Genomic DNA, 26,137 nt, shown 5'->3' on the forward strand with positions numbered 1-26,137 from the left:
ACTCGGATCGCTGGTCGCTTCAAACCCGTCGAAGCCCGCCCCCTGAGCGCAACCAGCCGCTGAGGCCGAAATTCGGTCGTCCTGGTTATCGACGACCGGATCGCGCTGTATGATTGAAGGGAGCCCGCCGGCTTTGAACGGCGGGCTTTTTGCTTTGCGCCAGAGCGCTGCCGCGTCAACTGGCTAGCCCAGTCTTCCCGACCCTGAATTGAACTTGCTCCGGGCGTTTTCCAGATGCGCCCGCATCGCTTGGCCGGCCGCTTCCGGGTCGCGGCGCTCGATCGCCTCGAACACCGCCTGGTGGCCGGCAAAACTCGTGCGGTTTCGATCTCCGTATTGGCCACGTGGATGCGCTGATTGATCAGCCATTCGACCTAGCCGTTGATTTTGAAACCAAGCCAGCTTCCCCAAAAGATCATGCCCAAACAAAGCCATAGCGCGAAGACCACATGCGCGCCGTTCCCGCCCGCCCGGCGATCAGGGAGTGGCTGGCGTGAGATGGCCGCGCTGACGACGGAACGAGATCGCCTCGTCTGGCCGGCCGGACTCGCGACGGCGTGGTCCGGCCGGAGTTCCATCTGCTATGCGGGTATCAATACGGCGATGCGATGCACGCCGACCTCCTTGCTTGTATTCGTCGCTTCATCGGTCTTGCCCTTGGAGCAGGTGTACATATCACCCGTCTTGAGCTTGAATTCCTTGTCCGCTTTCTTGATCGTGAATGCACCTGAGGTAATGGTGCACACCATGTCGTTGTCCATCAGGGTTTGAGGAGCATGTGCTCCGGGCTGAAACACAACGTCGATAATTGCGATGCTCTTGTAGGCGGGAATGTCTGCATTGCCGGTGCCGACCTCCACCACCCTGACACCGGGCGCAATCTCCTTGCCCTCTTTCGGGCCGTATTTCTTGATTTTTGCCGATGCCGCCAAGGTGAACAAAGGCGCTATCGCGGCGGTCGTCAGACCGAGGGCAATTGCAGACCTGCGATTCATGGTTTTCATTGCATCCTCCCGATGCTCGTCATGCATGGATATGCACGATCCTCGATATATTAGCACAAACGAATTTACTTGTATGCAAAGTGACTGTGGCGCAGGCCAGCAAGAAATGCTCCGCCGGATAATGTCGCTTCACTGTACCTTTTGCCGGAATTTCGAATGACAGGTCGAGCAATCCTGCAGGATGAGATGCAGGATATGCTCCGCCGGCAGTTTGGTCGGATCGGCTTCCTCTGGAATCGAGCGCTTGCCGAGCAGGCTGCCGCCGCCCATCGCCAGGCCGGTGCCCATGCGCATGTCATCGGTGATGACGGCCGGCGCGCTTTCGGCCTTGGCGGCCAGAGCGTCGGCCAGCGTTCCGATATGATTTGCCAGGGCCTCGAATTCCGCCCGTGACTGATCGATCTCCAGCCTGGCCTGCGAAGGCGGTCCAAGCGAGCCGCTCGGAAATTCGGCAATCAGGGCAGGGCCGGTGCGCGCGCGCAGCGTGTCCGCTGCCGCCTTGAAGGCTGCCGCGTCATAGGCTTGCCTGCGGTCGAACATGTCGGCAATGGTTTTCGCAGCCGCCGCCATCTCCTTCATCGACGCCTGGCGGGCCGTGACGATCGGTCCGCTGCCGACGGAGGCGCCCATCGTAAGGGCACAGACCAGCCACAGCAGCGCCGCTTTCACAGTCCATCTCACGGCGCCATGTCCTTGCCCCATCCATCCGTGCTCAGCCAGCCGCAGCAGGGGTTCGACCTGCAGTCGGATTCTTCGGTGGTGATGCCGGTTCTCATCGGTAAATTTCCGTCGCCGGAGGTCTCCGTCTCTGAGCAGATAGACCTTCCAGCCACCGGAAGGTCAACTGATTGAGAAGGCCGATCAGCGGGCAATCAGCACAGGCTTGCAGCAGGCTGACGCAGCGTTTCCTTGACTTGGATCGCAAAAACGGGCAGCAAGGCGGGGGTGAGGGAGAGCATTCTACCGTGGCGCAGACCATGGAGTGCTCTTTTTTTCGTATCAGGCGCCGCATAATCGGTGGCTGATGGAGGGATTGGTTAACCAACTTTGTCCATCTTTTGATTCAATCGGCAACAGACGCGAAAGGTGCAGGGGGCACCAGCGAACTGTGGATGTCACGGATGCGAGGGTCGCAAGCCTGCATGCCGATTGAGAGTGGTTGTATGGCGTTTTTGCGTTTGAAAGACCGGGGCGATACTCCTGAACGGGGTTTGACTTCGAAGAGATCCGGCCAGCGCTGGGTGGTGGTGCCGGTTGTCGGCGCGGCCTTGGCGCTGTGGTCGGTGGCAACCATGGCCGGCCTCTATTCGCTCGGTACCTCGCTCACCGCAGCCTCCAACAGCCTTCCGCACAGTCTGCTTCTGCCGAACGCAGCACTTGCCGATTCGCGCCGCAGCCTCGCCAATTCGTGGGCGCCGCGGCTTTCGGCGCAAAAATCACAGGCCTCGCTGCTCAGCCAATGCGACGCCGGCTGCGCGCATGCCGCCGCGAACTTCGCGCATGACGGCAAGATGGCGCGGCTGAAGCCGGCCACGCACGCTGTGGCCCCGAGCAGTGTCGCCTCAAACATTGCGCCAAACACCAGCGTCGCTCTCGCCACTTCGCGCGGCATGCGCTTCGACGGCGTGGTGGCCAAGGCAGAGCTGTCGCCGCAAAAGCTGGCTGCCGCCTTCGCCAAGGCCTCGAATGCGCCCTTCATGCTTGCCAGCCTTCCGGTCGCTGCCCGTTTCGCCGAAGTCCGGCTGCCCGATCAGCATGGCCCGGCCTCGGAACGCTTTGGGCCGGAAGTGGCTGAGATCGAACGCTCATCGCGCCTGGCGCTGGCGCTGGCCAACAGCTTGCCGGAAGACGCTGACATGCTGGCCCCGCCGCCGGCCGTTGAAGCAATCGCCGGAGGGCAGGATCCTGAGCAGGCCGAGGTTCAGGTCGCTTCGCTGCCGCCGCAGGACGATCTGCCCGACAACATTGCGTTGCCCGGTTGGCGTCCACGCGCCGAAACCGCTCAGCCTGCCGAGGCTCGGCAAGCCAGCAAGCCCAGGGCAGCCAAGCCACAGACCGACAGGACGGCCGAGAGCCCCGCACCCCAGTCGCCGGGCAATTCGTCGCCGCGCTCGCCCCGCAGTACTTCGGAGGTCGCCGCACTGCCTGGCGTGCCAGACAGCCAGAGCATCCAATCAAGCCGGATCAAGCCTGGCAAACGGTCGAAGACACAGGCCGGCGAGATGCTGGCCTATGCCAAGCCGGACGTCCCGGCGGGCGGTGTCGGTCGCGCCTTCAAGGATCTGTTCGCCACGCCCGGAATGGGCGGCGGCGTCGCCGTCTACGATATCTCGGCCAAGACCGTCTATATGCCGGACGGCTCGCGGCTGGAGGCCCATTCGGGGCTGGGTTCGATGGTCGACCAGCCGCGCTTCGTGCACAAGAAGAATGTCGGCCCGACGCCGCCCAACACCTATGATCTGCGGCTGCGCGAATCCCGCTTCCATGGCGTCGAGGCGCTCCGTCTCACTCCCGTCAGCGGCGGCAACAAATACGGCCGCGACGGCCTGCTTGCCCACACCTACATGCTGCGCGGAGGCCGTGCGGAGTCCAATGGCTGCGTCGTCTTCAAGGACTATGCCCGCTTCCTTGCCGCCTACAAGAAGGGCAAGATCAAGCGCCTCGTCGTCGTGCCGCGCCTGACCAAGCCGCTGACGCGGGTCGCTCAGGAAGGCCGGGGAGCGTAAGGCAGTAGGCAGTAGGCAGTAGGCAGTAGGCAATAGGCAATAGGCAGTAGGGCCCAGGAGCGTCCATCGCCTGTTCCTTGTTTTTCTGCCCCTATTGCCTATTCCCCACTGCCTATTCCCTTTTGACCCCCAGGCAGATTATGACTGACCCCTGCGGGTCGGCTTCACCACGAGGACATCATGATAATACGCGCTGTCGTTTGGGGCGAGAACATCCATGAGCGGACCAATGAGGTGGTCGCAGCCCTCTATCCCCAGGGCATGCACACGACCATCGCCAAGGCGCTGAATGCCGACGAGGCGATCTCCGCCTCGACCGCCACGCTCGAACAGCCCGAGCATGGCCTGCCCGAGGCGCGCTTGGCCGAGACCGACGTGCTGGTCTGGTGGGGCCACAAGGACCATGGCGCCGTCGCCGACGAGATCGTCGAGCGCGTCGCCCGCCGGGTCTTTGAAGGCATGGGGCTGATCGTTCTCCATTCCGGCCATTTCTCGAAAATCTTCAAGCGGCTGATGGGCACGCCCTGCACGCTGAAATGGCGCGAGGCGGGTGAGCGCGAGCGGCTCTGGGCGACCAGTCCCAGCCATCCGATCGCCGAAGGCGTCGGCGAATATTTCGAGCTCGAGAATGAAGAAATGTATGGCGAGCAGTTCGCCGTGCCCGAACCGCTGGAGACCGTCTTCATCTCCTGGTTCCAGGGCGGCGAGGTGTTCCGTTCTGGGCTGACCTATCGCCGCGGCGCCGGCAATGTCTTCTACTTCCGCCCGGGCCACGAGACCTATCCGACCTATCACGACGCCAATGTGCACAAGGTGCTGCGCAATGCGGTTAAGTGGGCGCACAATCCGCAGGGCACCAAGTCGGCGATCCTTGAGGCGCCGAACGTGCCGGTCGAAAAGGCGCTGGAGCCGATCGTCGAGCGCGGCGGCAAGCTGCACGTTTCGGGCGAGGCCGGCTACCGCTAAAGCAAAGTCCAGGAAAAAAGGCGCAGCGGCTTTCCGCATGGGTTTCCTAGACCGTATCTGCGCCATATGATTGAATCGAACCAATTCGCTCGGAGTGCAGAGAATGCGGCTTTTGATACTGGGTACCGGCTGGATGGCGCAGGAGCATGCCCGCCGCTTCGGCGGTATCGACGGCGTCGAGATCGTCGGTGCTGTCGACGTCGATGAAAAGCGCGTTGGCGAATTTGCCGACGGGTTCAAGATACCGAAGCGATTCACATCGCTGGAAGACGCGCTGGCGTGGGGCGAGTTCGATGCGGTCGCCAACGTCACGCCCGACCGCATTCACCACCCGACCACCATGGCGCTGATCGCGGCCGGCAAGCCGGTGCTGTGCGAAAAGCCGCTGGCCGAAGACTTCGGCAAGGCAAGCGAGATGGCCAAAGCGGCTGAGGCCGCCGGCATCGTCAACATGGTCAATCTCACCTATCGCAATGTCGCTGCCTTGCAGAAGGCGCGGCAGATGGTGCTGGCCGGCGAGATCGGCACCGTCCGCCACGTCGAGTCCTCCTATCTACAGAGCTGGCTGGTCTCGAAATTCTGGGGCGACTGGCGCACCGACCCGAAATGGCTGTGGCGGCTGTCGCGCGACCACGGCTCCAACGGCGTGCTCGGCGATGTCGGCATCCACATCCTCGATTTCGCCAGCTATGGCGCCGCACTCGACGTCGACCACGTGTTTTGCCGGCTGCGCACCTTCGACAAGGCGCCAGGCAACCGTATCGGCGAATACGACCTCGACGCCAATGACAGCTTCGCCATGACGCTGGATTTCTCCAACGGCGCCTTTGGCGTCGTTCACGCCAGCCGCTGGGCGACCGGCCACATCAACGAATTGCGCCTGCGCATCTATGGCGACAAGGGCGGCATCGAAGTCGTGCACAATCTCGAGGGTTCGGAACTGAAGGCGTGTGTCGGCGAGGATATCGAGAACGCCAAATGGCAGGTGCTCGACGCCGGCACGGTGCCGACCAATTACCAGCGCTTCGTCGATGCGGTTCGCAGCGGCGTGCAGGCCGAGCCTTCATTCCACCATGCCGCCGAACTGCAGAAGGTGCTGGATCTAGCCATGGTTTCGGAACAGAAGCGGACGGAACTGAGGGCCAGCGCCGATACGCAGTGATGTGAAGGGGAGGAAGAAACAATGGTCACGCGCCGCGCGCAATGTCTCTGCGGCCAGCTTTCAGCCGTCTGTTCGGGCGAGCCGGTGCGCATCTCGGTCTGCCATTGCCTCGACTGCAAGCGCCGCACCGGCAGCGCCTTCAGCTACAATGTCCGGTTTGCGCAAGCTGATGTATCGATCGAGGGGCGGGCGAAGCAGTTCACGCGCGCCGGCGACGAGGGCGGCCGCGTCATCTACAATTTCTGTCCGGAGTGCGGCGCCGCCGTCCACTATCGCATCGACACGCAGCCCGGTGTGATCGCCATTCCCGTCGGCGCCTTCGCCGACCCGTCGTTCCCGCCGCCCTTCCAGTCTTTTTACCACGAAAGCCGTCGCTGTGAGTGGGTCGAGATCAACGCCGAGCCGCTGGCGACGTTCGACTGAAGGCCGCTTTTTGGATACCCGGAACCGTCCGCACGCTCCGCGCCTTTGAGAGGGCATCGCCCCCTGATTGCCATTGCCGAGCCCTTAGCCACCGCGCTCGGCTGCCCCATGAATAGGCATAAGTCAAGACGAATCCGGCTTGCGGCCCGATTGCTGACATGCTTACCTGACGGCATGTGTTCAATGGGGGTATATGGATGGCTAAGGAATCTTCGAATTCCGCTTCTTCAGAAAAGAAGGCGGACGTAAATCTGATAGGTAACACAGAAGGAAACGGGCTGAACTTCATGGGAGTTCAGGCCCGCGAAAACGGAACCGCCGGCGACGCCGTCGGTGTCGACAAGATCCGTGACCTGCTCTTCGGCAACCAGATGCAGGACTATGACCGCCGTTTTTCCAAGCTTGAAGAACGGGTGTTGCAGCGCTTCAAGGATGTCGAGTCCGAGGCCAAGCGCAATCTCGAAATGTACGAGTCGAATGCAAAGAAGCAGATCGATTCGCTTGCAGGGCAATTGCGGAGCGAAAAAGATTCACGAGCCGATGCCGACAAGGAGATCGACCGGAATCTTCGCGAGCAAAACCAGGCTCTTGAAAAGCAGGTGCGCACGTTGTCGGATCAGTTGAGCGCGCTCGAGCGCGACGTTTCGGACCGGATAAATCGAAACGATCATTTGCTGCGTGAGGAAATCAAGCAGAAGAATGAAGGCGTTCAGATGCTGATCGAGAAGATGTTTGCCGACCTCAGCAACGTCAAGACCGACCGAAATCTTTTGGCTGGCCTGTTTGTCGAGGTTGCAAAATGTCTCAATCAGGATCCCGTCGGGAGCAAGAGCAACTCGGACCGCAGCTGGAAAGTGAGTTGATGGGACCTTGACGTCCACCGTCGACCCATTCAACCTTCCGCAAAGAACAGCCTCGAACGATACAGAGATTGATCGCGAGGCTCTGGCTCGTCTTTTGATCGAAATTGCCCGGAACGTTGATCCGGACTACCGTGCGCAGTTCGAGGCGGTTCCAACCGCCGATCCGCGCATGGAAACGCTGCGGCAGTTGCTGGTCAGCCGCGAAATCTCCGAGCTTTCACGCGTCACGCATCTGCTCGACGAACCCGAGCAGCTTGCGGCGGCCGTGGGCGACGTTCTTCCCAGTGCTGCCGGACGAGCGCCTTACGCGCAACTCGGCGAGGCGCTTGCGCCAGCTGTCGAACGGGCTGTGCAACGATCGATCCAGAAGAGCCCGCGCACGCTGACGGACATATTGTACCCGGTGTTTCTGCCGGCAATTCGCAAGTCGATCGGCGAAAAGATCGACCAGACCTTTCAGTCGCTGAATGAAACTCTAAGGCACATATTCACCTGGCACGGGCTCAAGTGGAGACTTGAAGCCTGGAGAACAGGGGCAAGCTTCTCGGCAGTTGTTCTGAAGCATTCCCTTGTCTACCGTGTGGAACATGCCTTTCTCATTCATCGGAATTCCGGCCTTTTGATAGCGCATGTAACTGCCGACAATGCGACGAGCGAAGATCCTCAGCTCATTTCTTCGATGCTCAGTGCGATTCAGGATTTTGTAAAAGACTCATTTAACGAGAAAGAGCAGAGCGGCCTGGACACAATCCGTTTCGGCGAGCTTCGTCTCTGGTCGGAAGTTGGACCGTTTGCGACACTGGTTTCGGTGATCCGGGGAAATCCGCCGGAGGAATTGCATGAAATCGTTCGCGATGTGTTGCTTCGCATCCATGAGCAATCCTCAGAGGCTTTAGAGCAGTTCGACGGCGACGGTTCGCAGCTGGCCTCCGTAGAGGCGCAGTTGCAGACCTGCGTCGAGCTGAAGCAGGAGGAATCAAACGACGGATTTCCGTGGCTGGTGGCGGCCGTTGCCCTGCTGCTTTTGAGTCTGGCAGGCGGTTGGTACTTTCTTTCCTGGCAGTCAGCGCAGCGCTGGCAGGCTTACGTGTCGCGCTGGCAGGCTTACGTGTCGCGAGTGGAGGCCCAGCCGGGCATCATCGTTGCCGAACAGCAGGTACGCGATGGCCAGTTCTATATTGCCGGCCTGAGGGACCCGCTTGCCGTCGACCCGCAGTCGCTGTTGTCAGGCACGGGAGTCGATCCGGCCGGGGTTCATTCGCAATGGCAATTCTATCAGAGCCTTGAGCCGGAGTTCGTGCTGAAGCGGCTGACGGCGTCGCTGGCTCCGCCGGATTCAGTGCGACTTTCGATTGTCGATGGCCGCATCGTCGCCGAGGGTGAGGCTCCCGACACCTGGATCAGCCGGGCGCGCGCGGCGGCCCAGCAGCTTTCGGCAGGCGGGCCGGTCTTCGATATCTCGGGGGTTCGTGACGTAAGTCCCCAAGTGCGCGAGGCGGAGCGCTGGCACGCCTATGTGTCGCGACTGGAGACCCAGCCGGGCATCATCGTTGCAGACCAAAAGATAAGCGACGGCCAATTCTATATCGCCGGCCTGCGAGACCCGCTTGGCGCCGATCCGCAGTCGCTGTTGTCGGGAACAGAGGTCGATCCCGCCCGGGTTCATGCGCAGTGGCAGTTCTATCAGAGCCTTGAGCCGGAGTTCGTGCTGAAGCGGCTGACGGCGTCACTGTATCCGCCGGATACAGTACGACTTTCGATCGTCGATGATCGCATCGTTGCCGAGGGTGAGGCTCCCGACACCTGGATCGATCGCGCGCGCGCAGCGGCCCGGCAGCTTTCGGCAGGCGGACCCGAATTCGACATCTCCAAGGTTCGTGACGTGAGCCCCGAAGCACGCGCGGCGGAGCACTGGCAGTATTATGTGTCGCGACTTGAGGCCCAATCGGGAATCATCGTCGCCCAACAAAGCGCGAGGGGCGGACATTTCTACATTTCCGGCTTGAGAGACCCGCTTGCCGCCGACCCGCAAGCCCTGCTCTCCGGAACGGACGTTGATCCTGCCCGCGTTCATGCACAGTGGCAATTCTATCAGAGCCTTGATCCGAAGTTTGTGGTGAAGCGGCTGACGGCGGCGCTGTCCCCGCCGAAAACCGTTCAGCTCTCGATCATCCAGGGTCGCATCGTGGCCGTGGGTGAGGCTCCTGCCGGCTGGATCAACCGCGCGCGGGCCGCCGCTGAACAACTTTCGGCGGACGGAGTGGTTCTGGATGTCTCGCAGCTGCGTGAGCTGAACCTTGCAGAACTTAATCATTTGCGGCAGGCGATCCAGACGACCGATATTTTCTTCTCTTCCGGCAAGGTTGTGCCGGGACCGGAGCAGACGCCGGTTCTCGACAGGTTGGCGGATCAAATAAAGGAATTCGCCCAGAGTGCCCGCAATTCCGGCGTAACGGCGCGGTTCATGTTGACCGGGCATTCGGACACCACGGGCCGTGAGACGGCCAACGCGTCGATCAGCGCCGCCCGCGCCGAGACAGTTCGTGCGCTTCTCAACAAGCGCGGCGTTGCTCCCGAACTGCTGCTGGTTCGGGGCGCGGGCACTTTTGAGCCGGCTGTACCTGAAAACAGTCTAACCGGTAGCTCCACCAATCGCCGGGTTTCGATTACGGTAAACCTGGACTAGCGGAGCCCAACATGTTGCAAAAAAAGATCTGCATGCTGGGCGGCTTCGCTGTCGGAAAGACGAGTCTGGTCCGCAGGTTTGTGCAGAGCATCTTCTCAGAAACCTACTTGACCACCGTCGGAGTGAAAATCGACAAGAAGAGCGTCGCGCTCCCGGACAAAACCGTGGATCTGATTTTGTGGGATTTGGCCGGCGAAGACGATATCGGCTCATTCCGCGTCAGCTATGTTCGCGGTGCAACCGGGCTCGTGCTTGTCGTCGATGGAACCCGCGCCGCTACTCTTGCCGTGGCACTCACGCTGCGCGAACGGGTCGAGGCCGAATTCGGCGCCATGCCGTTCGTATTGCTGTTCAACAAGTCCGATCTGGCCGATCGGTGGGCGATATCGGATGGTGAGATCAACGAGTTGAGGCAACGTGGATGGCAAATCTATCTAACAAGTGCGCTTTCGGGCGAGCAGGTCGATGACGCCTTTCGTCAACTTGCCTTGATGGTCACCAAATAGACCATGCACGAATTGCCAAAAGAAGTCAGAAATTGGTTTTTCAATTTCTTCTTCGACGGGCACGCTGTCGCTTATCTGAAAATCGACCCTGAGCTTTGCATAGCTGCCAAGGGCGGTAATGTTGAACATTACGGGCTGTCATCACTTCGCATCGGCAAGCCTGTTGCCGAGCAGCTTGAATTCATGGAGGGCTTGCTGCCTTGCCCGGAGCTTCCGTTTCGCATGGACATGGTTGAACTGCCCGGCGGGCGTGTCGCCGACCTCCATTTTTTTGCTGACAATGCGTTCGTGTGGCTGCTTTTTCTGGACGCCACTGCCGAACGAGACAACAGGCAGCGGCTTCAACAGAAGGCCTATGAAATGACGCTCCTGCAAGAGAGGGAGCGTCAACTCAACGAAAAATTGCAATCGACGAACGAGGCGTTGAGGAAGAGCCAGGAGGGATTGGCGCGTGAATATCAGCGCGCCGAAAACCTGCTCCTCAACATTCTCCCGGCCTCGATCGCGGAGCGATTGAAAGCGCAAAAGAAAATTGCCGACAACCACGCAGAGGTGAGTGTGCTTTTTGCCGACATCGTCGGTTTTACGGAACGAGCGCGCAGCGTCGGAGCGGTGACGACGCTCGCTATTTTAAACTACTTCTTCAAGGCGGCGGATCGGCTCTCTGAGCGATACGGCTGCGAAAAGATCAAAACAATTGGCGATTGTGTGATGGTGGTCGCCGGCCTGCCCACGGCGCGATCCGATCATGCAAGGGCCCTCACGCGCTATGCGATTGAGCTGCGCAAAGCGGTCAAGCGGGAACGCTTCGCAGGAGAACCGATAAGGCTGAGAATTGGAATTCACTCAGGACCGATCGTCGCCGGCGTCATAGGCAAGAGGCGGTTCGCCTATGACCTGTGGGGTGAGACCGTTAATCTCGCCTCACGTATTCAAACGTCCGCGGAGCCCGATGAAATTCGTATTTCCGATGCAACTTGCCAACTGCTTGGACCGAAATTTGCTTGCGACCCACTCGAGGAAACGGAATTGCGTGGTGCGGGTCGTGTGCGAATGTGGCGGCTCCCGAGCTGATCCGTCGCCTGCGGTGCGACCCTGGAGCGCCGATAGCGGCGCCCGACAGGCGTTGGCGTGACCTGATCTTGCGATCGGAAAGCACCCTTTGCGCTTGCCCGGAAGGCCTCTATTCTGGAGCACAGTGGCCGCTGGTGGGATAGAATGTCGGTACTGCCTTTTCTGAGAATCTACGCACCGCTAAATGCGGTGCTGGCTGCGCCTGGGCTTCTGGCGGTGGCTGCGCTCACGATGCCGAACATGTCCGGACGAAGCAGACTGGCTCTGGCTGCCGTGCTCGCTGTCATTTGGGCCGCCTATCTTCTGCAGATGGCCGAGACCCTGCTCAAGCGCTGGGCGGGAGACCTTCGGGACAGGACGCCGGCAATCGCAATCGATGTGCTCGCGGTTTTGGTTCCACTCGCCGCATTCCTGCTCGACGGCACGCCCGACCGCAGCCTCTACTGTGCTGTCTGGCTGCTGAAGCCGCTGCGCGACTCGACGTTCTTCCCGCTGCTTGGCAGGGTTCTGGCCAACGAAGCGCGCAACCTGGTCGGCGTCACCACGGTCTTCGGCCTGGTTCTGTTCGGTGTCGCACTTGCGGCCTATGTCATCGAGCGCGACGTCCAACCGGAAAAGTTCGGCAGCATCCCCGAGACAATGTGGTGGGCGGTGGTCACGCTGTCCACTACCGGCTATGGCGACGACATTCCGCAAAGCTTCGCCGGCCGCGTCCTTGCCGGGGCTGTCATGATGTGTGGCATCGGCATCTTCGGGCTCTGGGCCGGCATTCTTGCCTCCGGCTTTTATCAAGAAGTCCGTCGCGAGGATTTCGTCCGCAATTGGCAATTGATTGCCGGCGTTCCGTTGTTTCAGAAGCTTGGCCCGGCCACGCTGGTCGAGATCGTGCGCGCGTTAAGACCTCGCACGGTGCCGGCGGGCGCCGTGATCTGCCGCAGCGGCGAGACCGGCGATCGGATGTTCTTCGTCGTGGAAGGCCGCGTCAGCGTCGCGACGCCGAACCCGGTGGAGCTTGGCCCTGGCGCCTTCTTCGGCGAGATGGCGCTGATCAGCGGCGAACCGCGTATGGCGACCGTCAGTGCCGCAACTTCTGTCTCACTCCTGTCGCTGCATGCGGCGGATTTCCAGATGCTGTGCAGCAGCAGCCCGGAAATCGCGGAAATCATCCGCAGGACCGCGCTCGAGCGGCGCGGCGCGGCGCCGGTGGCTTGACCGTACAGCCGATGGTGGCCCGGCTGGAACTGGATGGTACGGCTCTATCGACCACGCGCGGAGGTTATGGACGGCACGTGGAAGTTCCCAGAGGCGTAGCCGGAGACCTAAACGTAGCCGATCCACTCTACCGGCGGCTCGTTGTTTGGCGCTGTGCGTCGACAGTTCCTGCCCCGCGGCCTTTCGGACGACCGGCTTTGGCTAAACTCTAATGCCTTAGAATCTTGCTTAGAAAAGCCCGGCTGCGGTCGGTCTTCGGGTCGGAGAAAAACGCCTCCGGCGTGCCGCTTTCGACGATGGCGCCGGCGTCCATGAACACCACGCGCTGCGCCACCTTGCGGGCAAAGCCCATTTCGTGCGTCACCACCATCATGGTCATGCCTTCCTCGGCCACCGCGACCATGACGTCGAGCACTTCGGAGATCATCTCGGGATCGAGCGCGGAGGTCGGCTCGTCGAACAGCATGATCTTGGGCCGCATGCCGAGGCAGCGTGCGATGGCCACACGCTGCTGCTGGCCGCCGGACAACTGTGACGGGTATGCATTGACCTTGTCAGCGAGGCCGACCTTGGCCAGCAAGTCGCGCCCGGCCTGCTCGGCCTCGGCGCGGGGGATCTTGCGCACATGGATCGGCGCCAGCGTGACGTTTTCCAGCGCCGTCTTGTGCGGGTAGAGGTTGAATGACTGGAAGACGAAGCCGATCTCGGTGCGCAACTGCGTCATGTTGGTGGCGGGGTCGCCGAGGCGCTGGCCGTCGACGACGAGGTCGCCATCCTTGATCGCTTCCAGGCCGTTGATGCAGCGGATCAGCGTCGACTTGCCCGAACCACTTGGGCCGCAGACGACGACCACTTCGCGCGGCTCGACGCTGAGCGTGATGTCCTTCAGCACATTGAGCGAGCCGAACCATTTGTTGACGCCGCGAAAGTCGATCATGCCCGTTTTGGTCAGGTTTGGTTTGGTCGGGCTCGGATTGGTCATGGCGGTCAGCCCTTTGGGGTTCGATGTCACAGCTGCACCTCGCCATGCGCCGCGCCCATGCGTCGCTCCAACCGGCGGGCGAGCATGATCAGCGGATAGCAGACGACGAAATAGCCGACGCCGACCAGGAAGAAGACCAGCAGGCCGTTGGGCACACGCTGCACCACAAGCCAGCCGACGCGGGTGAGGTCGGTCAGCCCGATCGCCGAGACGACGGAGGAATCCTTGATCAAGAGTACATATTGCCCGACCAGCGGCGGCAGCACGATGCGCATCGCCTGCGGCAGCACCACCTGGCGCATGCGTTGCCAGCGCGACAGGCCAGACGCCAGAGCTGCCTCAACCTGGCCGGTCGGCACCGAGCGGATGCCGGCGGCGACGATCTCGCAGATGAAGCACGCGGCGAGGTTGGTGAGCGCGATGATGCCGGCGGTGAAGGCATCGAGCTCGATGCCGAATTCCGGCAGGATGAAGAAGATCAGGAAGATCTGCACCAGGAACGGCGTGCCGCGGATCAGGTCGACCCAGGCCCCGATCACGCTCGAGATCAGCCGGTTGCCGCCGGTGCGCAATATGCCGAGGCCGAAGCCAAGCAGCGTGCCCAGCACCAGGCTGATCGCCGACAGCATCACGGTCATGCCAAGGCCGCGCAAGGCGAGGGGGTAGCTGCCGGCCAGGCTTTGCAGCTGTTGCCAGATCATGTGCTGCTCCTTGCCGGCTGCAGACCGAGCCACCGACTGGACAGCCCCGCCAGTCCTTTGAGGCAGTAATAGAGCAGCAGATAGAAAGCGGCGATGGTGAGAAAGCCTTCCGCCGGCATGAAGCGGTCGGACGCCAGCAACTGGCCGGCGCGCGTCAGTTCGGAAACCGAGATCAGCGATAAAAGCGCGGAATCCTTGACCAGCACGATCGCCTGGCCGAGCAGCGGCGGGATCGTCACCTTGAAGGCTTGCGGCAGGATGACCAGGCGCATGCGCTGGACATAGGTCATCCCCGAGGCGACGCCGGCCTCGACCTGGCCGCGCGGGATCGACAGGATTCCGGCGCGGATGATTTCCGCGACATAGGCGCCGCTGTTCAGCGACAGAGCGATGATGCCGACGACCAGCTCGGGCAGGACGAAGCCGAGACGCGGCAGGCCGAAATAGAGGAAGTAGAGCTGCGCCAGCAACGGCGTGGCGCGCACGGCATCGATATAGCCCTTGGCCAGCACGCGAAACAGCTGGCCGCGCTGCAGGTTCATGGCGGCGAGCACGATGCCGACGGCCAGCGCGCCGGCAAAGGACAGCGCCGACAGCCATACCGTCGTGATCAGACCCTGCCCGAACAAAGGCAGATATTCGATGATGGTGCGGAAGCTGAAATTTTCGAGCATGGCGGTGAATGGTGAATGGTGAATGGGCAGTAGTGAGTAGTGAGTAGTGAGTAGTGAGTAGTGAGTAGTGAGTAGTGAAGGGCGTCCGGAATGGCCATTCACCATTCACCATTCACTACTTCCTACTCACTATTCCCTGCTTACCTCTGCTTAGTGATCCTTCTTCCAGGCGTCGGAATTGACCCAGTAGTCAAGGTTCTTCTGCAGGCGGCCGTCGATGCTGACCTGGTTGAGGAACAGGTTCATCCAGATCAACAGGTCCGGCTCGTCGTAGCGGGTGGCGAAGGCAAGCGGCTCCTTCGACAACAGGTCCGGCATGATGGTGAAGGTGCCGGCGGGATAGGCTGTCGACTGACCCTTGACCGCCGAGACGTCGTTGACGCCGCAATCGGCCTGGCCGTTGTTGATGGCATCGAGCAGCAGCGGGCCGCCGCCCTTGTAGCTCTTGATGTCGGCATCCGGGAAGGCGTTCTTGGCTTCCTTTTCGCCGGTGGCGCCCAACAGCACGGCGATCTTGGTGCCCTTGGCCTTGCAGTCCTCGGTGGTCTTGAACTTGCTGTCGGCCTTGGTGAAGACGGTGCTGCCCGTATACATGTAGGGCGTGGTGAAGGCGACCTTCATGCCGCGCGCCAGCGTCGGCGTCATGTCGGCGACGAGCAGGTCGGCCTTGCCCGAAAGCAGCGCCGGGATCAGCCCGTCCCAATCATAGTCGAGGAAGGTGATCTTGACGCCCATTTCCTTGGCCATCAGTTCGGCGAGTTCGACCGAACTGCCGGTGCGTTCGCCATTGGCGCCAACCAGCGAGAAGGGCGGTCCCTGCGTCTGCACCGCGACGCGCAGCTCGCCGCGCTTGGTGATCTCGTCGAGGGTTCCGGCACTGGCAGCAGCGGTCAGGCCCGCAAGCGCAAGTCCGGCGATGAAAAGCTTGGCAATCTTCATTTGGCATTCCTCCTGTTATCGTTGTTGTTCCACTTTGTTGTTCCACCCTTTTGGGTGTTTTTTGAGCGGCGGCACCGTTTGCCGGCGGCAGCCACCGTTCGAAAATCGTCAGTCCCAGGCCGCCGTTTCGGTCACCTTGATGCCACGCTTGGCGAGCTCGTCGAAGAAGGGTTCGTCCGGCACATGCAGCAGCGGGTTGAGCAGGCCAGGTGTGGCGATCTCGCGCCGCGCCAGCATCTGCGCCACGATGCTGGCGGGATAGCCGACGCCAAGGCTCATGCCGAACAGGCCTGATGCCAGGTCGCGTTCGATGATCAGGTCCGACGTCACCGTTTTGGCGCGGCCGCCTTCGAGACCGGAAAAGACATTGCGCATCACGCAAAGGTCCTTCTCGTCGGCGCCATATTGCAGTTGCGGGCCGAGCAGACGGCCGAGAAATTCGCGTGGGCTGGCGCCGGTGCCGGGCACCTTGTCTTCGGAGAGGAAGCCGAGTTCCTTCAGCGGCGCCCAGAACGCCGACCATCCCGGCCAGCGCAGCGTATAGCGGCCCGAGCGTTGCAATCCCTTGGCGGCTGCCAGCATCTCGACATAGTGCAGAGCGTCGCCATTGGGGAAAGCTTCCAGCCGGCCGAGGCCCGCGACCTCGATCTCGTGGATGAAGGCATTGTCGTGCTGTCGGCCGGCCGGCACTTCGACGCGCTTGCCATGCTCGATCATCACGCTGTCGCGGTTCTGGCTGACCAGGACCATGTCGAAATTCCAGCTCACCTTGTAGCAGAGCGGCTTGGCCATCGCCTTCGGTTCGGGGATGCCGCCGCAATAGGATTCGATCGAAGAAATCGTAGAGAACTGCTTTGCGGCGCGCGCGTAGAGCACGAGGTCGATGCCGGGATCGAGCCCGCATTCGGTCATGATCGAAACGCCGGCCTGTTCAGCCTCCGCCGCCAGATCGGCAATCGCCTTGCCGTAATTGGTGGTGACCAGCGGCGTGCGCGTTGCGATCGCGGCCTGCACCGCCTCGCGCATCAATGGCTGCGGCAACAGATCGATGGCGGCGTCGACATCCGCCAGCACGGTGGCAAGCGCCGGACCGATCGCGCCCTCGGGCATGACGAAACGCACGCGGGAAAGGTCGGTCAGCCCGGCAAGCCGGGCAGGGCCGTCGGCCGACGTATCGACGCAGACGACTTCCTCGACGCCGGCGCTGGCGACGAGATCGGCGATGGCCGCCCGTCCCTGCAGGCCGAGGCCGCCGAGAACAGCTATTCTCATGCCGGCTCCTTGCGTGACGGTGTTTCTTCCGACCAGCAGCCTTCGGGAAGGCTGACCCATTTGTTGCATGAAGCCATGACGACGAAGGTTTCGCTGCGCACGACTTCGCCGGGAATGCCGGCGCCCGGAATCAGTTCGCTGGTGATGCGGTAGAGGTCGGCGACATCGCCGGCGACGGTCACGTCGACGATGATGTCGAAGCGCCCGGTAACCACCGAGGCCGAGTTGACGAAAGGCAGTTCGGCAATGCGCTGCGCCAGTTCCCGGGCGCGGCCACGTCCCTGCGCATTGATGCCGACAATGGCCGAGATCAGCTCGGGGCGTTCGGTCAGATTGAGCAGCCCGACGATCTTCAAGAGGTTGCGGTCGAGCAGATTGCGCAGCCTTGAGCGCACCGTCGGCACCGAGATCGCCATCGTCTCGGCGAGCCGGTTGATGCCAGGCTGGGCATCCTGCGACAACAGCTTTACCAGCCGTCGATCGGTTTGATCGAGATGCTCACGCAAAAGGCAAGGCTTTCATAAAGGAGAAAAATGTGGTGAAATTTCTTCCTGATATGAAAATAGCCTACGAGATATTTATAATAACAGCAAGAGGTCAGTTTGTTGCTACGCTGATCGAATGGACTGGAACATCGCCACCGCTGCCGCCGTCAGCGCGGCATTGCCGGCCGCAACCGTGCCATCCGGCAGATGCTTCCCATCCTCCAGCCCGACGCGCGTCGACCAGTTGCGATCCGCCGCACGGCGCACGAACGGCCACACCGTCGCGTTCTCGCCATGCAGCAGGATGGCACGGCGAATGCCGGCGCGCTCCAGGACCTGTTCGATGCCGCCGGCGACCGCAAAAGCCTCGTCTAGCGTCTGCTCGGAAATCTCGATCAGCACGCGCAGCACGCGCCCGCCATGGTCGAGGCTGACGAGGCGCTCGGCGTCGGCGACCGAGGCCAGACCCGCCTCGATGCCGATGCCGCGCTGGCGCAGGCTCTCCATGACGATGGGTGCCGCCGCCTCGCTGAGATTGACGGAGGCATAGTCCGGCAATTCGCGCCAGCCGGCGATGGCGACCAGCGTGCTTGTATCGTCATTCTCGATCCAGGCGCCGGTGGAGACGCCGATCAGCGTACCGGGGCAGGCACGGCGCAGCCCTGCGATGGTCGGATCCATCGCTGCCGGCGCAAGGCTCTCGCGGCGGTCCGCGCTGCGGGCATGGACATGCAGCTCAGCTGCGCCCGCGGCAATCGAAGCCGCCCCGTCGCGCGCCATAGCGTCGGAGTCGAGCGGCAGCGCGGGGTGAAAATCGGCGGCGCGCGCGCCATTGATGCAGGCCTGGACGATCATGGCTCTCGCGATCCTGTTGCGGATCGCGCGAGCCTACCGCAGGGCAGGGCGGAGAGGGAACGGGCGTAGTGAAGATTGCTGACAGGGTGCCGCTTCTGCGGAGGTTGCGGTATCCGCCCAGGACATACCATATAGCGGGACAGGACACGCCACGGGCGATCCTTACCCCTTTGCCGGACTGCCGGCCAGAAGGATTTGCGATGGCTGAGTTGAAGGTCAGGACCCGTGTCACCGGCGCGACGGCGACGCTTCAGCTAGGCGGCTTGCCGGCTGTCACGACGCCGACCGGCGGCGCGGTCGACGTAGTCACCGGCGTGAGCGCGCCGGGCTTCAATCCGCTCGACCTGCTCTACGCCTCGCTCGCCGCCTGCATGGTGCTGAGCGCGCGCATCGCCGCCTCCCGCCTCGGGGTTGCCGCCGCGCTTGGCGAGGTGCGCGCCGAGGTCAGCGGCGAGAAGGCCAAGGACGAGCCGTCGCGCGTCGAAAGGCTCAACATCAGGCTCGACATCTCAGGCGATCTCGACGCTGCGACCAAGCAGCGGATCGTCGAGGACGCCGAAGCGATCTGCACGGTGTCCAACACGCTGCGCGCCGCGCCGCAATTGCATACGACGCTTGGGTGAGGGCTTCGCAGAATGCCTCGCTGCCACCAACCAAGGACCGTCCCATGGCCATGATCCCGCCGATCGACTACGCCTCGGCATCGCATGACATCCGCGCCGAGCACGACAGGGAGCTTGGCCTGCGCGGACGCATGACCAACATGAAGCGCATCCTGCTGCATTCACCGGCGGCCCACCGCATCTATGCCGAATGGTTCACCCTGCGCGATCTGCTCAAGCCCGCACTCGACGACCGCGCTGTCTGGCTGTTGTCGCTGGCGATCTCCGAGAGATGCCGCGCCGAGATACCGCTTACCTTCTTCCGCCGCGCGCTGATCGATGGTGGCCTTGATCCCGAGGCAATCCAGCCAACCTCCGATGAGGCGTTGCTGATCGAATTTGGCAAGGCAGTCGCCGCCGATGCCAATGTCATTCCGAACGACATCTGGGCAGCGCTGAAGGCTCGCTATGACGACACGCTGCTGGTCAACCTCGTCGCCTTCGCCGGCATCATGGTGGCGACCTGCCTGTTCACAAACGCGGTGAGGGTCGATCTGGACCCTGAGTTGGAGGCGTATCGCCGCAAGGGTGCCGATCCGGTCTGATGCGATCGATACGCAGTCGATCTGCAGTGGATATCGCCCGGAAGGATCAGCCGTAGTAGCCGGCTCCAAACAGCAAAAGTGTTTCCACCTGGGAGTCCGCTTCTTTTCCTATGGCTGTCCAGATGCTGATGCCGAGAGCATTCGAAATCGCGCTATCGATCTCGACCTTCACATTGGGGTCGGTTTGTCTCAAGAACCTCAGCGCAACCTCCATGGAAATCGGAAACAGCGACGCGCCACCCAGTTCCAAGATCGCAGGCGAGGTGAATTCTAGCGCTTCGAGTGCGCCATCGGCCTTGTAATAGGCGAATACTCCAAGGTCCGGCCAATAGTCGGCCGGAACGCTGGTTGGGCTCCGCCGGAAGACCTTGAGCTCTCCTGAAAAGAAGGATCTGACAGTCGCCTTAGACGATCCGAGAGGAAGCCCTTTGACGCCATTTAGCGGTTCGATCGAAAGATGCATGTACACAATTAATCGCTGCCGGCAGCAGATGACAATGTTCATCGCAGGAATCGGGTGGCCCGCACCTCTCGTTCGCCCCACTTTGATCACATCAAAGGAGGCATCCATGACCATCCATTCGATGAGCACCAAACGCGCAGCCCATTCGGCCGAAGCGCGCGTCGCAGCGCAGGACTGGAGTGCTCTGATCGGCGAACTGAACAGCCACGGCAGCACCGTCATGCCGGCGCTGCTTTCACCCGAGGAGTGCACCGAGATCGCCGGTCTCTATCCGCATGAGGACCATTTCCGCAGCCATGTGGTGATGGCCCGCCATGGCTTCGGCAAGGGCGAGTACCGCTATTTCCGCTATCCGCTGCCGGATATGGTCGGTGGCCTGCGCACCGCGCTCTATCCCAGGCTGGCCGGCGTCGCCAACGACTGGAACGAACGCATAGGCGCGGCACAGCGCTATCCCGATGACCACGCCGCCTTCCTCCAGCTTTGCCACGAAAGCGGCCAAACGCGGCCGACGCCGCTTCTCCTCCAGTATGGCCCCGGCGACTTTAACTGCCTCCATCAGGACCTCTATGGCGACCTCGCTTTTCCGCTGCAAGTCGCAATCCTGTTGTCGCAGCCGGGCGAGGATTTCGCCGGCGGCGAATTCGTGCTGACCGAGCAGCGCCCGCGCATGCAAAGCCGCGCCGAAGTGGTGCCGCTGACCCGGGGCGATGCGGTGATCTTTGCTGTCCACAACCGCCCGGTGCAAGGTACGAAAGGGCACTACCGCGTCAACCTCAGGCACGGCGTCAGCCGCCTGCGTTCCGGCAGGCGGCATACGGTGGGGATCATCTTCCACGACGCGAAGTAACGTCGTCCGCTTCGGCGCGGCTCCTTCGTTCCACTCCGAGATCGGCTAAGATTCACACTTGGTCGACGTCGAACAGGAGCATCGTCAAGTCATCGTCTCCTGGGGCGAGTATACGCCGGTCAGCGGCGCAGGCAATGCCGATTTCGGTGGCAAATGCGCTCTGCATATCGGCGAGGCTGTCGAAATAGAGTGTCCCGACCAGATACGGAATCTCGCCCGCCGAGCGCTTGATGATGGGCCGCCTGCTGATGTCGTAGCGCCGCAGTCCGGGAAGCTTCTTGGCCAGCGGCACATGAACCTCGAAATAGTGCCGGTCGAACGCCTCCGGATCAGCCGGAGTTTTGTAGATCACGAGCATCTTGGCCATCGTCATATTCCTGCCTGTTGGTGTCGCTGTTTGGGGGCCATGCAGGCCGCCGTGCCAATGTCGTTCCGCGAGGGCGGTTTTCGACAATCGCTGGATTTTTGTTTCGGGCGCGATGACGGGTCCTCGCCACCATCTGTGGCGCTTCTGCCTCTTTCCTCCTTGCGCTCATTCGCGTATGGCCCCGGGCAAATCCCTCAACTTTGCACCAACTCCCCCGGACCGCCTCATGATCCGTCTTGAAAGCATCAGCAAACAGAACGGCCGCCAGCTTGTCTTCATCGAGGCCTCGGCCTCGCTACAGAAGGGCGAGAAGGTCGGCCTTGTCGGCCCGAACGGCGCCGGCAAGACGACGCTGTTTCGCATGATCACCGGCCAGGAACAGCCCGACGAAGGCCAGGTGCAGGTCGATCGCGGCGTCACCATCGGCTATTTCAGCCAGGATGTCGGCGACATGGCGGGCTATAGTGCTGTGGCCGAAGTGATGAACGGCGCCGGGCCGGTCAGCGACGTGGCGGCCGAAATGGCCGAACTCGAGGCGGCCATGGCCGATCCCGAGCAGGCCGACCGGATGGACGAGATCATCGAGAAGTACGGCGAGGCGCAGCATCGTTTCGAGGAGCTCGACGGCTATGCGCTCGATGGCCGCGCCCGCGAAGTGCTCGACGGCCTCGGCTTTTCCCAGGAAATGATGGACGGCGATGTCGGCAAACTGTCCGGCGGCTGGAAGATGCGCGTGGCGCTGGCCCGCATCCTGTTGATGCGGCCCGACGTCATGCTGCTCGACGAGCCGTCCAACCATCTCGATCTCGAAAGCCTGATCTGGCTGGAGCAGTTCCTGAAGGGTTATGAGGGCGCGCTGCTGATGACCTCGCACGACCGCGAGTTCATGAACCGCATCGTCAACAAGGTGGTCGAGATCGACGCCGGTTCGCTCACCGCCTATTCCGGCAATTACGAATTCTACCAGCAGCAGCGGGCGATCGCCGACAAGCAGCAGCAGGCGCAGTTCGAGCGCCAGCAGGCCATGCTGGCCAAGGAGATCGCTTTTATCGAGCGCTTCAAGGCGCGGGCGTCACACGCCGCCCAGGTGCAGAGCCGGGTGAAGAAGCTCGACAAGATCGATCGTGTCGAGCCGCCCAAGCGCCGTCAGATCGTGAATTTCGATTTTCAGCCGGCGCCGCGCTGCGGCGAGGATGTCGTGACGCTGAAGAACGTGCACAAGGGATATGGCAGTCGCTCGATCTATGAGGGGCTGGATTTCCAGGTCCGCCGCCGCGAGCGCTGGTGCATCATGGGCGTCAACGGCGCCGGCAAGTCGACGCTGCTGAAGCTGGTTGCCGGCGCGTCTGACCCGGATGCCGGCACAGTTGCTCGGGGGCCGAGTGTGAAAATGGGCTATTTCGCCCAGCACGCCATGGAGGTGCTGGAGGGCGAGCGCACCGTGTTCCAGACGCTGGAGGACGCGTTTCCGCAAGCCGGCCAGGCGCCGCTCAGGGCACTCGCCGGCTGCTTCGGCTTTTCCGGCGACGAGATCGAGAAGAAATGCCGGGTGCTGTCGGGCGGCGAAAAGGCGCGCCTGGTAATGGCGCTGATGCTGTTCGACCCGCCCAATCTGCTGGTGCTGGACGAGCCGACCAACCATTTGGACATCGCCACCAAGGAGATGCTGATCACAGCGCTGTCGCAATACGAAGGCACGATGCTGTTCGTCTCGCACGACCGCCATTTCCTGGCCGCACTCTCCAACCGCGTGCTGGAATTGACACCCGAAGGCATCCACACCTATGGCGGTGGCTACACCGAATATGTGGAGAGGACCGGGCAGGAAGCGCCGGGCCTGCGCAGCTGACGCAGTTCCTGCGTCCGCTTCTGCATCAAACAAAGCCCCGGGTCCGTCAGCTCGCCGCCAGCCATTTGCGGGACTGAGCGAACGTCTTGAAGGCTTTTGCGTCCATCGGGTAGCCGAAAAGGAAGCCTTGCAGGATATCGCAGCCAAGCTCTTTCAGAATGCGCGCGTGCTCCATCGTCTCGACACCCTCGGCGATCACTTCGATCCCGAGCGACTTGCCGATGTCGATAATGGACGACACCAGCTGCCGCTGTGCGATTGAGCTGGAGATGGGGGTGACCAGTTGGCGGTCGATCTTGAGGCGACGCGGCCGCAACTTCAACAGCGAGACGATCGAGGCATGCCCGGTGCCGAAATCGTCGATCTCGATGTCGATGCCGAGCCCCTTGATGTGTTCGATGTTCCAGCTGACCAGCTCGTCGTTTTCGTCGAGGAAAATCGACTCCACCAGTTCGAACGACACGGTCCCTTCCTTGATGGGAAGCTTGCGCAAACCCTTGATCAGATCCCTGTCTTCCAGGCGCCTGGCGGAAACGTTGACCGAGACGCGCGGGATGTTGAGGTGGCTGCGCGACCAACGCTCGAAATTATCGAGCGCCTGCTCCAGGACGGTGCGGTCGATAAGCGACACGACATTGAGTTCTTCAGCCACCTTGATGTAGGCGTCGGGAGTCAGCATGCCGCGTTGCGGATGATCCCAACGCGACAGCGCCTCGACGCCAACGATCTCCAGCGTCTTGGCGTCGAACTGCGGCTGATAGTAGACGATGAATTCGTTCCGCTCGAGCCCGCCCAGAATCTCGTCGGCGGTCTGCTTGGTCCGCACGATCTCGCTCTGCAGCTCTTCGTTGAAAAACTCGTAGCGGTTGCGGCCGCGGCCTTTCGCCCGGTACAGCGCCAGATCGGCATTGACAAGCAACTGCCTTGCATCGACGCCGCTATTGGCCGCAATGCCGATGCTGACGCCGAACCGGCACTGGTGACCCAGATAGTCGACCGGCTGGCGCATCGCATCGATAATGTGGTCGGCCAGCGCGGCGAGTTCCTTGTCGTCGCGTCCATGGCTCAGCACGACAAACTCGTCGCCGCCGATGCGCGCAACGAAATCGGCACTGCCGACGCTGGCCTTGATGACTTTCGAAGCATGCACCAGCAATGCATCGCCCGCTGCATGGCCGAGCGTGTCGTTGATCTGCTTGAACCGGTCAAGGTCGAGATGCAGCAACGCCGCACGGCCGTCGGCTTCGCGGTTTTCGGCAAGCATCTCGTCCAGATACCGACGGTTGGGCAGACCGGTCAGCGAATCATGCATCGCGACATGCTCGATGCGGGCTTTGGCCAGGTTCAGTTCGGCATTTTTCGATTCTGAAAGGCGACGTTCACGCACGAGATTCTCGTTGAGCAGCACGTCGCCTGTCACATCCCATTCGGCGCCGATCATTTTTGGCGTGCCGTCGATGTCCCGGAAGAAACTGGCGCGGGTGCGCACATGGCGAATGGTGCCGTCCGGCCGCAGGAGCCGATACTGCGAAGAGTAGGGGCCTTGTGTTGCAACAGCCGAATCGAAATCTGCTTTAGCCCGTTCGAAGTCTTGGGGATGGATCGCCAGCGCCCAGTCGTCATAGCTACGGGTCTTGCCGCCGCCGGGTTTGCCATAGATTTCGTTGATGCGGTCGTCCCATACGAGTTCGTTGCTGACGGTATCGTGCTCCCACACGCCTATAGCAGAGGCTTCCAACGCCAACTCCAGCCGCCGGGACAGGCGCCTCAACTCGGCGTCACTTTTCTGCCGCTCACCGAAAAGACGTCCTGCCACGAGGATCGGCAGCACCACCAGCGCGCCGGCAAGCGCCATGAGCAGACGCAACAGCCACTCATTTTTCGGAGCGGTCGGCCAGCCGCCCTTCGGTATGGCTGAAATTTGCCAGGAGCCTGAAGGCAATTGCACCTCTGCCATCACCGGATTGCCGGACACGACATTATCGCCGCCGAAGAACAGTTCCCCGCCGCCGCCGAGCGCATCCTTGCCGATAAGCGCCACATCGATATCCAGATCAGGGTCGGTCAGTCCGCTGGCAGCGTAGAGCCGATCGACATCGATCACGGCCGAGACGATACCCCAGAAACGGTCGCCGCCACCCGCCGTCGGCACGAAGACGGGGATACGGCCGATGAAGCCACGTCCGCCTTGCGCCAGTTTAACCGGCCCGGCGAGCACCAGCGCGCGCTGGTCACGGGCGCGAAGCGCGGCCATGCGTTGCGTATCGCTCTTGCGGTAGTCCAGCCCGATGGCTTTTTCATTGCCTTCCAGCGGATACATCAGCGCGATGACGAGGTCGGGGGCGCCGGCAATATCGCGCAACTGCGATTTTTGCTCGAACAGATTACGGGCGAGTGCCGCAAATCTTTGCTGGCCCATATAGGGCTCGGTAACGATTGTCGAAACGAGACCCTGAACCAGCTGGAGATTGCCGCCTATGTTGCCTTCGAGCTTGGCGCGTATGATGTTGACCTTGGCCAGGACGTCGGCCCGCGCCAGCTGATCGGAGACTTCTCTGTTCCTCTGGTCGGCAACCAGGGCGCAGACGAGAAGCACGACAAAGGCAATCGCCGCCGGCAAGTTGGCGGAAGAAAAAACGGCCCGTTTCAACCGGCCGGAATTGAGCATTGCGCCTGCCAACTCGATCCGAAGACCTTTCCAGGACAGTAGTCCTTCGGTCGACCATAGTAGCTAAAGCTTAAATTTGAGCTTCGAGACGAATCCGAGAACAAACGGTAAGCTTTTGGTTGCCAGGGTCCAGCCGAAATCTGAATGAGTGTCCGAAAGTAGGACGCCAGGTTGCAGAGTTCTGCAACCCAGCGGCGAAGTCA

General features: G+C 61.8%; 26 protein-coding genes. 13 read left to right on the forward strand and 13 right to left on the reverse strand.

The features are described from left to right. Nucleotides 1-183 precede the first annotated feature (183 nt). From AC3CCE_RS29190 to AC3CCE_RS29200, 3 genes are all read right to left on the reverse strand, one after another. Nucleotides 184-369, reverse strand: coding sequence for an FCD domain-containing protein (locus tag AC3CCE_RS29190; RefSeq protein ID WP_352626496.1), 186 nt, complete (start codon nucleotides 367-369; stop codon nucleotides 184-186). Between the two features lie 212 nt (nucleotides 370-581). Then, nucleotides 582-1,004, reverse strand: a complete 423-nt coding sequence (locus tag AC3CCE_RS29195) for a hypothetical protein (RefSeq protein WP_352626498.1) — start codon at nucleotides 1,002-1,004, stop codon at nucleotides 582-584. A 129-nt stretch (nucleotides 1,005-1,133) separates the two neighbouring features. Continuing rightward, the gene (locus tag AC3CCE_RS29200; protein WP_352626500.1) at nucleotides 1,134-1,685 is read right to left on the reverse strand and encodes a cytochrome c; all 552 of its coding nucleotides are present in this window, start codon (nucleotides 1,683-1,685) and stop codon (nucleotides 1,134-1,136) included. A 482-nt stretch (nucleotides 1,686-2,167) separates the two neighbouring features. Between AC3CCE_RS29200 and AC3CCE_RS29205 the strand changes: the two genes are divergently transcribed. The 9 genes from AC3CCE_RS29205 to AC3CCE_RS29245 all read left to right on the forward strand — a co-directional run bounded on the left by AC3CCE_RS29205 (nucleotide 2,168) and on the right by AC3CCE_RS29245 (nucleotide 12,622). Then, nucleotides 2,168-3,730 (forward strand): DUF2778 domain-containing protein, encoded by a 1,563-nt coding sequence (locus AC3CCE_RS29205; protein ID WP_488377234.1) that lies wholly within the window; start codon nucleotides 2,168-2,170, stop codon nucleotides 3,728-3,730. Between the two features lie 180 nt (nucleotides 3,731-3,910). Further along, nucleotides 3,911-4,696 (forward strand): ThuA domain-containing protein, encoded by a 786-nt coding sequence (locus AC3CCE_RS29210; RefSeq protein WP_352626504.1) that lies wholly within the window; start codon nucleotides 3,911-3,913, stop codon nucleotides 4,694-4,696. A 103-nt stretch (nucleotides 4,697-4,799) separates the two neighbouring features. Continuing rightward, on the forward strand, nucleotides 4,800-5,858 hold the full coding sequence (locus AC3CCE_RS29215; RefSeq protein ID WP_023684783.1) for a Gfo/Idh/MocA family protein: 1,059 nt from the start codon (nucleotides 4,800-4,802) through the stop codon (nucleotides 5,856-5,858). A 21-nt stretch (nucleotides 5,859-5,879) separates the two neighbouring features. Beyond that, nucleotides 5,880-6,281 carry a GFA family protein gene (locus tag AC3CCE_RS29220; protein ID WP_023715108.1) on the forward strand — a complete coding sequence of 134 codons (402 nt, stop codon included), beginning with the start codon at nucleotides 5,880-5,882 and terminating at the stop codon, nucleotides 6,279-6,281. 197 nt (nucleotides 6,282-6,478) lie between these two features. Further along, entirely contained in the window at nucleotides 6,479-7,144 is a 666-nt protein-coding gene (locus AC3CCE_RS29225; RefSeq protein ID WP_023670314.1) for a hypothetical protein, read from the forward strand. A gap of 7 nt (nucleotides 7,145-7,151) precedes the next feature. After that, nucleotides 7,152-9,830, forward strand: a complete 2,679-nt coding sequence (locus AC3CCE_RS29230) for an OmpA family protein (protein WP_031214979.1) — start codon at nucleotides 7,152-7,154, stop codon at nucleotides 9,828-9,830. An 11-nt stretch (nucleotides 9,831-9,841) separates the two neighbouring features. Continuing rightward, nucleotides 9,842-10,336 (forward strand): Rab family GTPase, encoded by a 495-nt coding sequence (locus AC3CCE_RS29235; protein WP_023670316.1) that lies wholly within the window; start codon nucleotides 9,842-9,844, stop codon nucleotides 10,334-10,336. A gap of 3 nt (nucleotides 10,337-10,339) precedes the next feature. Further along, nucleotides 10,340-11,410, forward strand: a complete 1,071-nt coding sequence (locus AC3CCE_RS29240; protein ID WP_023670317.1) for an adenylate/guanylate cyclase domain-containing protein — start codon at nucleotides 10,340-10,342, stop codon at nucleotides 11,408-11,410. A 144-nt stretch (nucleotides 11,411-11,554) separates the two neighbouring features. Further along, complete coding sequence (locus tag AC3CCE_RS29245; protein ID WP_023670318.1) at nucleotides 11,555-12,622, forward strand: cyclic nucleotide-gated potassium channel; 1,068 nt, start codon at nucleotides 11,555-11,557, stop codon at nucleotides 12,620-12,622. A 208-nt stretch (nucleotides 12,623-12,830) separates the two neighbouring features. On the opposite strand, the gene AC3CCE_RS29250 is transcribed toward AC3CCE_RS29245, so the two are convergent. The 7 genes from AC3CCE_RS29250 to AC3CCE_RS29280 all read right to left on the reverse strand — a co-directional run bounded on the left by AC3CCE_RS29250 (nucleotide 12,831) and on the right by AC3CCE_RS29280 (nucleotide 18,530). Beyond that, nucleotides 12,831-13,559 (reverse strand): amino acid ABC transporter ATP-binding protein, encoded by a 729-nt coding sequence (locus AC3CCE_RS29250; RefSeq protein WP_023670319.1) that lies wholly within the window; start codon nucleotides 13,557-13,559, stop codon nucleotides 12,831-12,833. A 71-nt stretch (nucleotides 13,560-13,630) separates the two neighbouring features. Next, nucleotides 13,631-14,305: an amino acid ABC transporter permease gene (locus AC3CCE_RS29255; RefSeq protein ID WP_023684787.1), complete on the reverse strand. Its 675-nt coding sequence runs from the start codon at nucleotides 14,303-14,305 to the stop codon at nucleotides 13,631-13,633. Then, nucleotides 14,302-14,979 (reverse strand): amino acid ABC transporter permease, encoded by a 678-nt coding sequence (locus AC3CCE_RS29260; protein ID WP_352538126.1) that lies wholly within the window; start codon nucleotides 14,977-14,979, stop codon nucleotides 14,302-14,304. Before AC3CCE_RS29260 ends, AC3CCE_RS29255 begins: the two co-directional genes overlap by 4 nt. A 150-nt stretch (nucleotides 14,980-15,129) precedes the next feature. Next, entirely contained in the window at nucleotides 15,130-15,918 is a 789-nt protein-coding gene (locus AC3CCE_RS29265; RefSeq protein WP_023742357.1) for an ABC transporter substrate-binding protein, read from the reverse strand. Between the two features lie 108 nt (nucleotides 15,919-16,026). Next, a complete protein-coding gene (locus AC3CCE_RS29270; RefSeq protein ID WP_352626508.1) occupies nucleotides 16,027-17,190 on the reverse strand; it encodes a saccharopine dehydrogenase family protein in 1,164 nt (387 codons plus the stop codon). After that, nucleotides 17,187-17,696: an Lrp/AsnC family transcriptional regulator gene (locus tag AC3CCE_RS29275; protein WP_023670324.1), complete on the reverse strand. Its 510-nt coding sequence runs from the start codon at nucleotides 17,694-17,696 to the stop codon at nucleotides 17,187-17,189. The genes AC3CCE_RS29270 and AC3CCE_RS29275 overlap by 4 nt, the downstream gene beginning before the upstream one ends. A gap of 102 nt (nucleotides 17,697-17,798) precedes the next feature. Then, nucleotides 17,799-18,530: a 3-keto-5-aminohexanoate cleavage protein gene (locus tag AC3CCE_RS29280; protein ID WP_352626510.1), complete on the reverse strand. Its 732-nt coding sequence runs from the start codon at nucleotides 18,528-18,530 to the stop codon at nucleotides 17,799-17,801. Between the two features lie 200 nt (nucleotides 18,531-18,730). Between AC3CCE_RS29280 and AC3CCE_RS29285 the strand changes: the two genes are divergently transcribed. Further along, nucleotides 18,731-19,153, forward strand: coding sequence for an OsmC family protein (locus tag AC3CCE_RS29285; RefSeq protein WP_352626512.1), 423 nt, complete (start codon nucleotides 18,731-18,733; stop codon nucleotides 19,151-19,153). Nucleotides 19,154-19,197: 44 nt separating this feature from the next. Further along, a complete protein-coding gene (locus AC3CCE_RS29290) occupies nucleotides 19,198-19,737 on the forward strand; it encodes a carboxymuconolactone decarboxylase family protein (RefSeq protein WP_023684792.1) in 540 nt (179 codons plus the stop codon). A 46-nt stretch (nucleotides 19,738-19,783) separates the two neighbouring features. Here AC3CCE_RS29290 and AC3CCE_RS29295 read toward each other — a convergent pair whose 3' ends face one another. Continuing rightward, entirely contained in the window at nucleotides 19,784-20,308 is a 525-nt protein-coding gene (locus tag AC3CCE_RS29295; protein WP_352626514.1) for a hypothetical protein, read from the reverse strand. Between AC3CCE_RS29295 and AC3CCE_RS29300 the strand changes: the two genes are divergently transcribed. Continuing rightward, nucleotides 20,307-21,050 (forward strand): 2OG-Fe(II) oxygenase, encoded by a 744-nt coding sequence (locus tag AC3CCE_RS29300; RefSeq protein ID WP_352626516.1) that lies wholly within the window; start codon nucleotides 20,307-20,309, stop codon nucleotides 21,048-21,050. The two genes, AC3CCE_RS29295 and AC3CCE_RS29300, sit on opposite strands and share 2 nt — an antisense overlap. Nucleotides 21,051-21,102: 52 nt before the next feature. Here the strand turns inward: AC3CCE_RS29300 and AC3CCE_RS29305 are convergent, their stop codons facing one another. Further along, nucleotides 21,103-21,417 (reverse strand): EthD family reductase, encoded by a 315-nt coding sequence (locus tag AC3CCE_RS29305; RefSeq protein WP_023705197.1) that lies wholly within the window; start codon nucleotides 21,415-21,417, stop codon nucleotides 21,103-21,105. A 226-nt stretch (nucleotides 21,418-21,643) separates the two neighbouring features. On the opposite strand from AC3CCE_RS29305, the gene AC3CCE_RS29310 reads away from it, so the two are divergent. Next, nucleotides 21,644-23,266 carry an ABC-F family ATP-binding cassette domain-containing protein gene (locus AC3CCE_RS29310; protein ID WP_352626518.1) on the forward strand — a complete coding sequence of 541 codons (1,623 nt, stop codon included), beginning with the start codon at nucleotides 21,644-21,646 and terminating at the stop codon, nucleotides 23,264-23,266. 46 nt (nucleotides 23,267-23,312) lie between these two features. Here AC3CCE_RS29310 and AC3CCE_RS29315 read toward each other — a convergent pair whose 3' ends face one another. After that, nucleotides 23,313-25,934: a bifunctional diguanylate cyclase/phosphodiesterase gene (locus tag AC3CCE_RS29315; RefSeq protein WP_352626520.1), complete on the reverse strand. Its 2,622-nt coding sequence runs from the start codon at nucleotides 25,932-25,934 to the stop codon at nucleotides 23,313-23,315. Nucleotides 25,935-26,137: the final 203 nt, after the last annotated feature.

This window comes from Mesorhizobium sp. P160187 (assembly GCF_057766425.1).

Coding starts and splice junctions, on each gene's coding strand:
- AC3CCE_RS29260 (WP_352538126.1), bottom strand. CDS start 14,979: ATGCTCGAAAATTTCAGCTTCCGCACCATCATCGAATATCTGCCTTTG.
- AC3CCE_RS29250 (WP_023670319.1), bottom strand. CDS start 13,559: ATGATCGACTTTCGCGGCGTCAACAAATGGTTCGGCTCGCTCAATGTG.
- AC3CCE_RS29195 (WP_352626498.1), bottom strand. CDS start 1,004: ATGAAAACCATGAATCGCAGGTCTGCAATTGCCCTCGGTCTGACGACC.
- AC3CCE_RS29280 (WP_352626510.1), bottom strand. CDS start 18,530: ATGATCGTCCAGGCCTGCATCAATGGCGCGCGCGCCGCCGATTTTCAC.
- AC3CCE_RS29315 (WP_352626520.1), bottom strand. CDS start 25,934: ATGCTCAATTCCGGCCGGTTGAAACGGGCCGTTTTTTCTTCCGCCAAC.
- AC3CCE_RS29265 (WP_023742357.1), bottom strand. CDS start 15,918: ATGAAGATTGCCAAGCTTTTCATCGCCGGACTTGCGCTTGCGGGCCTG.
- AC3CCE_RS29310 (WP_352626518.1), top strand. CDS start 21,644: ATGATCCGTCTTGAAAGCATCAGCAAACAGAACGGCCGCCAGCTTGTC.
- AC3CCE_RS29240 (WP_023670317.1), top strand. CDS start 10,340: ATGCACGAATTGCCAAAAGAAGTCAGAAATTGGTTTTTCAATTTCTTC.
- AC3CCE_RS29300 (WP_352626516.1), top strand. CDS start 20,307: ATGACCATCCATTCGATGAGCACCAAACGCGCAGCCCATTCGGCCGAA.
- AC3CCE_RS29245 (WP_023670318.1), top strand. CDS start 11,555: ATGTCGGTACTGCCTTTTCTGAGAATCTACGCACCGCTAAATGCGGTG.
- AC3CCE_RS29210 (WP_352626504.1), top strand. CDS start 3,911: ATGATAATACGCGCTGTCGTTTGGGGCGAGAACATCCATGAGCGGACC.
- AC3CCE_RS29285 (WP_352626512.1), top strand. CDS start 18,731: ATGGCTGAGTTGAAGGTCAGGACCCGTGTCACCGGCGCGACGGCGACG.
- AC3CCE_RS29295 (WP_352626514.1), bottom strand. CDS start 20,308: ATGGATGCCTCCTTTGATGTGATCAAAGTGGGGCGAACGAGAGGTGCG.
- AC3CCE_RS29220 (WP_023715108.1), top strand. CDS start 5,880: ATGGTCACGCGCCGCGCGCAATGTCTCTGCGGCCAGCTTTCAGCCGTC.
- AC3CCE_RS29305 (WP_023705197.1), bottom strand. CDS start 21,417: ATGGCCAAGATGCTCGTGATCTACAAAACTCCGGCTGATCCGGAGGCG.
- AC3CCE_RS29235 (WP_023670316.1), top strand. CDS start 9,842: ATGTTGCAAAAAAAGATCTGCATGCTGGGCGGCTTCGCTGTCGGAAAG.
- AC3CCE_RS29290 (WP_023684792.1), top strand. CDS start 19,198: ATGGCCATGATCCCGCCGATCGACTACGCCTCGGCATCGCATGACATC.
- AC3CCE_RS29270 (WP_352626508.1), bottom strand. CDS start 17,190: ATGAGAATAGCTGTTCTCGGCGGCCTCGGCCTGCAGGGACGGGCGGCC.
- AC3CCE_RS29255 (WP_023684787.1), bottom strand. CDS start 14,305: ATGATCTGGCAACAGCTGCAAAGCCTGGCCGGCAGCTACCCCCTCGCC.
- AC3CCE_RS29225 (WP_023670314.1), top strand. CDS start 6,479: ATGGCTAAGGAATCTTCGAATTCCGCTTCTTCAGAAAAGAAGGCGGAC.
- AC3CCE_RS29215 (WP_023684783.1), top strand. CDS start 4,800: ATGCGGCTTTTGATACTGGGTACCGGCTGGATGGCGCAGGAGCATGCC.
- AC3CCE_RS29190 (WP_352626496.1), bottom strand. CDS start 369: ATGGCTGATCAATCAGCGCATCCACGTGGCCAATACGGAGATCGAAAC.
- AC3CCE_RS29205 (WP_488377234.1), top strand. CDS start 2,168: ATGGCGTTTTTGCGTTTGAAAGACCGGGGCGATACTCCTGAACGGGGT.